Source organism: Deinococcota bacterium (assembly GCA_030858465.1).
GTDB lineage: Bacteria > Deinococcota > Deinococci > Deinococcales > Trueperaceae > JALZLY01.
Genome location: JALZLY010000190.1, coordinates 1 through 6,189, shown reverse-complemented (window position 1 = coordinate 6,189; position 6,189 = coordinate 1). Strand labels below are relative to the sequence as shown.

Below are 6,189 nucleotides of genomic sequence, written 5' to 3'. Positions count from 1 at the left end.
GCGGTGGGCCGCCTGGCCGGCGACGAAGTCCACGTAGACGGGTCCCGCCGCGCCCGGCCGGCTGTCGCGGAGCTCGAGCCTCTCCCCCGTCCACACCAGCAGCCCCTCCGCGTCCGTCTCGCCGAGGGGCTCGAGCGGCAGGCGCAGGCGCTCGGCCCACGCCGCGGCGGCGTCGGCAGGAACTCCCGGAACAGCAGCTACGGCAAGACGCATGGCTCAGTCTAACGCGACGCCAACGACGACTCGCCCAAGCACGGCGCGAATCCAGCCCTCATCAGTGCTTTGGTTGGAGCGCTCGGCTGGATGGGGCACTCGAGGCTACGACGAAGGCTTACGAAAAAGGCGGCCCCAAGGCCGCCTCCAAGCGTCGGACTCAAAGCCGCTTACTCGGCGGTCACGGCTGCCCGGACAAAGGCGTAGACTTCGCCACCGGGGTTGTCTTGGGTGTGGAGGTTGAAGTAGGCCCAGTTGCCGCTGCCAAGGTGCTGTTCGACGGTGGCCGCGTCGAAGTCCAGATCGGCCGCGGCGAGCGCGGCGGCCATCTCGTCAAAGGTAAAGGTCGCCTCGAAGCTGCCGCTCGCCGCGTCGCCCATGACCGGCACGTCGAAGAGCTGGCCCAGGTAGTGGATGTGCGCTTCGGCGTCGCCGGCGGCGATGATCGGCGCGCTGGTCAGGTCCTGGTAGGAACCCGACACGGTAACGCCCGTTTCGCTGAACGCCGTCGCGAAGGTGCCCGTAGCGGTGGTGACGGTGTCGGGATCGTCGGCGGTGGCGGGCTGAGGCACCAGGCCCTCGGCATAGAGGTCGTCCTGGTCGGTTACCCAGGCGTAGACTTCGCCGGCCGGATTGGTCTCGGTGTGGAGGTTGAAGTAGGCCCAGTTGCCGCTTCGCAACTCCTCTTCGACCGTGGCTGCGTCGACGCCCTCGAGCGCACCGGCCATGGCGTCATAGCTGAAGCTCGCCCCAAAGGTACCCGCGCTCTGGTCACCCTCGACCGGCACGTCGAAGAGTTCGCCGCGGTAGTGGATGTGGGCCTCGGCCTCGCCGGCGGCGATGATCGGCGCGCTGGTCAGGTTGGTGTAGGAGCCGCCGAGCGTGATGCCTTCGCCGCTGAAGTCCACGGTGATGGAGCCGCTCGCCGCGGTCACGGTATCGGGATCGTTGGTGGTCTCGGGTTGCGGCTCGAGCGCGTTCACCGAGCTGTCAACTTCGGGCTCTTCGGGCTCCTCGGCCACGAAGGTCAGCGTGACGGGCACCGTCTCGCCGGCCACCACGGTGGCGGGGACGGAAGGGGTAACGAAGCCGGTCTGCTCCGTGGCGGTCACGGTGTAGACGCCGACCGTCAGATCTTCAAACACCATCGCGTCGTCGGCCGTGACGGTAGCGGAGGCAGCCTCGGTGCCCACTGCCGTCAAGACACTGACCTCGGCGCTGTCTACACCCTCGACGCTCACTTGGAGGTTGCCGGTCACCGCCTCGGGAAGGCCCCGCTGACCGCAGGCGGCGAGCAGCGCAGCGAGCACGATGAGTCCTGCTAGGCTAAAAAATCGTTGCATGGACAACTCCTTTCGGATGGTTGCAGAAAAAAAGTGGACACATGTCCAACCCTTAGCCTGCCACAGCCCCGAGGTGGAGTGTGCGGTCTGTCCCACAAACCACGAAGCGTGAGGCGGCTCTCAGCGCTCGAGCCCGAACTCGCTGTGGACCGACCTGAGCGCCTCCTCGGCCTGGGCGGCGGGGATGACCACCGAGATGCGCACCTCGCTGGTGGCGATCATCTCGATGTTGGCGCCCACCGCCGAGACGGCCGCGAACATCCTCCCGGCGACGCCGGGCGTCGAGCCGACGGCGACGCCCACGATGGAGATCTTGGCGATCTCGGGGTCAGCCACGGCCTCGCCGCCGAGCCGCGCCAGGACCGGCGCCACCGCCCCCAACGCGTCTTCGGTTCTATCCTTGCTGACGGTAAAGGCCATCTGCTGGCGGCTCTCGTCGCTGCCCGGCACCCCCTGGATGATCATGTCCACGTTGACGCCGGCGTCGCCGAGCGCGCGAAAGACTTGCGCGGCAACGCCCGGCACGTCGGGCACGCCGAGCAGGTTGATACGGGCATGGTTGCGGTCGAGCGCCACGCCGGTCACGGGCTTGTCGGTCTTCACTCTGTCGCCGCCTTTCAGCTCACCAACCCTTTTTACCTCTTTCACCAGGGTGCCGGTGTTGTAGGAAAAGCTCGAGCGCACGTGGATCACCACGCCGTAGCGGCGCGCGTACCAGACGCTGCGCGGGTGCAGAACCTGGGCGCCCACCGAGGCCAGCTCGAGCATCTCGTCGTAGTCGATGGCGTCCAGCTTCGTCGCCGCGGGGATGAGGTGCGGGTCGGTGGTGTAGACGCCCTCGGTGTCGGTGTAGATCTCGCACTCGCGCGCGCCCAGGGCGGCCGCCACCGCCACCGCGGTGGTGTCGGAGCCGCCGCGGCCCAACGTCGTCAGGTTGCCCGCCTCGTCCACGCCCTGGAAGCCGGCGATGACGGCCACGTCGTGGTCCTCGAAAGCCGCGAGGAGCCGGTCGGGCCTGACTTCGCGGATGCGCGCGCCGCCAAAGAAGCCGTCGGTGACAAAGCCCGCCTGAGCACCCGTAAAGGAGCGCGCCCGGACGCCCAGGTGTTGCAGCGCCATCGTCACCAGCGCCACCGACTGCTGCTCACCGGTCACCATCAAGACGTCGAGCTCGCGGCGGCTGGGCCGGGGCGTGATCTCCCTGGCCAGGCGAATCAGGCCGTCGGTGGTCCGCCCCATCGCCGAGACCGTCACCGCCACCTTGTCGCCGCCCTCGACGTTTCTAGCGATGCGGGCCGCCACCTTGTGAATGCGGTCGACGTCGCCGACGCTGGTGCCGCCGTATTTCTGGACCACGAGTGCCATGAGCCACAGTTTAACAAGAAAGAACTGAGGACTGAGGTTACAGGACTGAGAGAAAAGCCTTTACTCAGTCCTCAGTCCTTTTACCTCAGTCCTGTCACTCGAGCCTGAGCCTGCTCCAGGCGCTCGGGTCGGCCCAGACGTTGGGCACCGGGTTCCAGCCGAGGATGTTCTCGCGCGCGTAAGCGCCCGTCTCGGCGTCAAGGGCGTTGCTGTTATGAAGCACGTGCGAGAAGCCGAGCTCGCTGCCCGCCTCGCCCGAGACGCCCAGCTCGGCGAGCGGGACGGCGACCTCGACAAGGTAGCCCTCTTCGGTCCGGCTCGAGGCCACTTGCGCCCGCCGGCTGGTCTCGGCGATGGGGCCGGGCCGCGCGTCCTCGTGCCTGACGGCCTGGACCTTGCCCTCGGTGTCGAAGGGGATGACGGCCAGCTTGTAAAGCCCCGCCCCGGTGCCAGAGCCCTGGGCGCCGGGGTCGAGATAGAACTCGACGGAGTCCGTCCGGTAGAAGGCCTCCAGGTCGTCCGGAGCGATGTTGGAGACGATAACGTTGTCGGTTACCTCGGCGGCGAGGTAGAGGTAGCGGTCGTCGTAAAGAACGGCGAAGCGGCTCTGGAGGCGCCGCTCTTGCGGGTCGACCGGAGCGATGTCACCGGCGGGGACGTTCATCGTCTCGTCGACGGTGTACCACTCGGCTCCTTGCCAGTCCGCAAGGTCGCCGTCCACGGTCACGGCCGCCCCGGCGCGGCGCGCCGTCACCGGCTGTCTGAGCGCTTCCGCCCGCTCGCCGAGCTCGGCGGCGTAGGAGGGCGTCACCGCGTAATCGGCCTCGCGTTCCTCGAAGCCGATGAGCCCCAAAGCCCGCTGCACGTGCTCGTTTTGCATGAAGAGCTCCCAGACAAGGCCGCTGCGGTAGTTCTCGATCATCAAGAGGATGTCACCCTGGTCGATGCCGATGTACTCCGTCGAGTACCAGGTCTCGTCCTCGTTGATGGCGCTCACGAAGCCGTAGCGGCCCCACACCAAGGAACCGTATTCGCGGAGCATCCTGCGCACCGCCCCCAGGGCGATTCCTGGCGTAAAGGGCAGACAGGCGATCGGCGCGTAGGGCGCGACGGTGCCGTCGTGGTTCGAGGGCGCGGCACCGTAGGCCTTGTAGCCGAAGGGGCCGTCGGAGGCGCTCAAACCCCAGACATCCTCGCGGTAGCTGGCGAACTCGCCTTGGTGCTCGATGGCGAACTCTCGGTTGCGCTCGCAAGCCCGTGCGGCGTTGTTGAAGTAGTTGGCGTAGCGGTCTTCCTTGTCGCTAAGGTCGAGCCAGACGAGCGGATACTGGTAGACGAAGAGCGTCTCAGCGGGAAGGTAGATGGTGCCGTCGCGAACGGGCCTCATCACCGCGTCCCAGCTCTCGGGCGGCAGCGGGTGGGTGGGCGAGCCGATGCCGAGGACGTAGAGCAGGAGCCCCTCGTCGAAGTTCGACCATCTCGCGTCCAAGAAGCCGCTCTCGGGCATCCAGCCCATCGACACCGTGTCACCCTCGGCCATCATCCACTGCCAGTCGATGGCCCGGTAAAGCTGGTGGGCCAGCTCCTCGACCTCCGTATCGTTGAAGTATTCCCCCACGGTGAGCGCCCCGGCGATAAAGAGCGCGGTGTCGATCGAGGAGAGCTCGCTCGTCCAGACGCGCTCTCCCGTCTCCATGGCGACGAAGTGGAAGAAGAAGCCGCGCTCGCCCTCGACGCCGCCTTCAGCGAAGGTGTTGAGGGTGGTCAGCGCGCGTTCATAGCCCTCGTCACGGCTGATCCAGCCGCGCTCGACGGCGACCGGGATGGCGGCGAGCGCAAAGCCCACCGCGGCGATGCTCGAGGGCGCGTCGGGGGTGCTGCGGTCCTTGACCAGGCCGTTTTCGGGGTTGGCCTCGAGCCAGAAGAAGTCGAAGGTGCGCCGGGCGACCTCCTCTAACAGCGCCTCGTCGTCAAGCCTAAGCAGCGCGGCCGCTTCCTCGTCAAAGGCCGGGTCGCGCTCGGCGGCCGCGGCGTCGGCCTCCTCCCGCTCGGCCAGGAAGGCGCTGCCGAGGTAAAAGGGTGTCTCGAGCGCCGTCTTGTTCTCGTTGTCGTCGGCGTAGAAAAAGGACATGAAGAGGGTGTAGCGGTTTTCGGGCTCAAGCCTGCGCATGGTCGCGCTCAAGGGGAAGCGGACCCGGTTCCAGCCCGGCTGGGCAGCAGTCTCGGAGAAAACCCCGTCCACCCATTGCCACTCGCCGGTGACGTCGGCGAGGCCCAGGAAGAAATGGGTGGGGCTCAGGTCGTTTTCCGGCGGCAGGTAGACCTCGAGCAGCAGGTCGCCTCCGGCCCAGGCCATCATCTCCTCGCCGGAGAAGTCAAGGGCGAGCTTCGTTTCAAGCGCCTCGCCGCTCGGCGTAACCTGAAGCACGGGCCGACCCGCGGGGGTCATGACCTCGTCGCTCAGCGCGAAGCTCGAGCCGCTGTTGTCGTCGCCGATGGCGCCGATATCCTTGGCCTCCCAGGCTTCCCAGAGGGTGCCGCCTGCGGGTGCCTCGGCGCCCGCTAGGGCGAGTGCGGTCAGGATGGCGACAAAAGGGGTTGCGAGTTTAAGCATGGTGTTCCTCCTTAGCCAGCTATCAGCCGTCAGCAGAAGAGATGCTGATGGCTGAGTGATGACAGCTTCATCACTGGCGTAACCTCGCCAGATTGGCCTCGGCGCGCTCAGCGAGGGCGGCGTCGCGGCCAAAAAGCTCCAATACCTCCTCGTAGACCTCCTCGGCACCGCGCAGGTCGCCCTCCGCTTCGTAGAGCTCGCCCAGGCGCAGATAGATGCGGCCGAGATAAGGGTTGCCACGGCCGATATTGACCTGGACGAAGCGCTCAGCGTCGGCTAGGCCGAGCCTCTCCTCGATGATCTCGTCGACGCGCGCGCTCGCCCGGGCGACGCTTTCGGGGACCGGCCAGGCGTAGGGGTTGTTCCAGACGCGCAGCACCTGGGCGTAGCCGCCCCTGAAGACGTAGCGGCCGCTTCTCTCGTCGAACTCTTCAAAGCCGCTCAAGGCGAGCAAGTAGTCGCCCGCGGCGAAGCTCACCTCGGCGCTCGCCATGAACTCGGTGGAGAGGACATAGGCCCGGTACCAGGCGAGGGCGTAGGTCGCGGCGACGAGAATGAGAACGGCGGCGAGGATGAGCGGGGCCCGCAGCCACGAGCGGCCTCGACTCGTCTTGGGGGGCACGATGGTCGGTTGCGTCGCTGGCATCGTCATGG

General features: G+C 67.1%; 5 protein-coding genes. All 5 read right to left on the bottom strand.

The genetic code is table 11. The annotated features are described in order from the left end of the window. Nucleotides 1-213, bottom strand: a 213-nt coding sequence (locus M3498_09755) for a class I SAM-dependent methyltransferase (GenBank protein MDQ3459566.1), incomplete at its 3' end; no start/stop codon positions are given. A 170-nt stretch (nt 214-383) separates the two neighbouring features. Continuing rightward, complete coding sequence (locus M3498_09750) at nt 384-1,556, bottom strand: CHRD domain-containing protein (GenBank protein MDQ3459565.1); 1,173 nt, start codon at nt 1,554-1,556, stop codon at nt 384-386. A gap of 120 nt (nt 1,557-1,676) precedes the next feature. Beyond that, nucleotides 1,677-2,921 (bottom strand): aspartate kinase, encoded by a 1,245-nt coding sequence (locus tag M3498_09745; protein ID MDQ3459564.1) that lies wholly within the window; start codon nt 2,919-2,921, stop codon nt 1,677-1,679. Nucleotides 2,922-3,015: 94 nt separating this feature from the next. Next, nucleotides 3,016-5,535, bottom strand: coding sequence for a hypothetical protein (locus M3498_09740; protein MDQ3459563.1), 2,520 nt, complete (start codon nt 5,533-5,535; stop codon nt 3,016-3,018). A 70-nt stretch (nt 5,536-5,605) separates the two neighbouring features. Continuing rightward, nucleotides 5,606-6,189, bottom strand: a 584-nt coding sequence (locus tag M3498_09735) for a hypothetical protein (protein ID MDQ3459562.1), incomplete at its 5' end; no start/stop codon positions are given.

Bases quoted from the DNA above. Each gene is read 5' to 3' on its own strand.
- M3498_09750 (MDQ3459565.1), bottom strand. From the start codon at position 1,556: ATGCAACGATTTTTTAGCCTAGCAGGACTCATCGTGCTCGCTGCGCTG.
- M3498_09745 (MDQ3459564.1), bottom strand. From the start codon at position 2,921: ATGGCACTCGTGGTCCAGAAATACGGCGGCACCAGCGTCGGCGACGTC.
- M3498_09740 (MDQ3459563.1), bottom strand. From the start codon at position 5,535: ATGCTTAAACTCGCAACCCCTTTTGTCGCCATCCTGACCGCACTCGCC.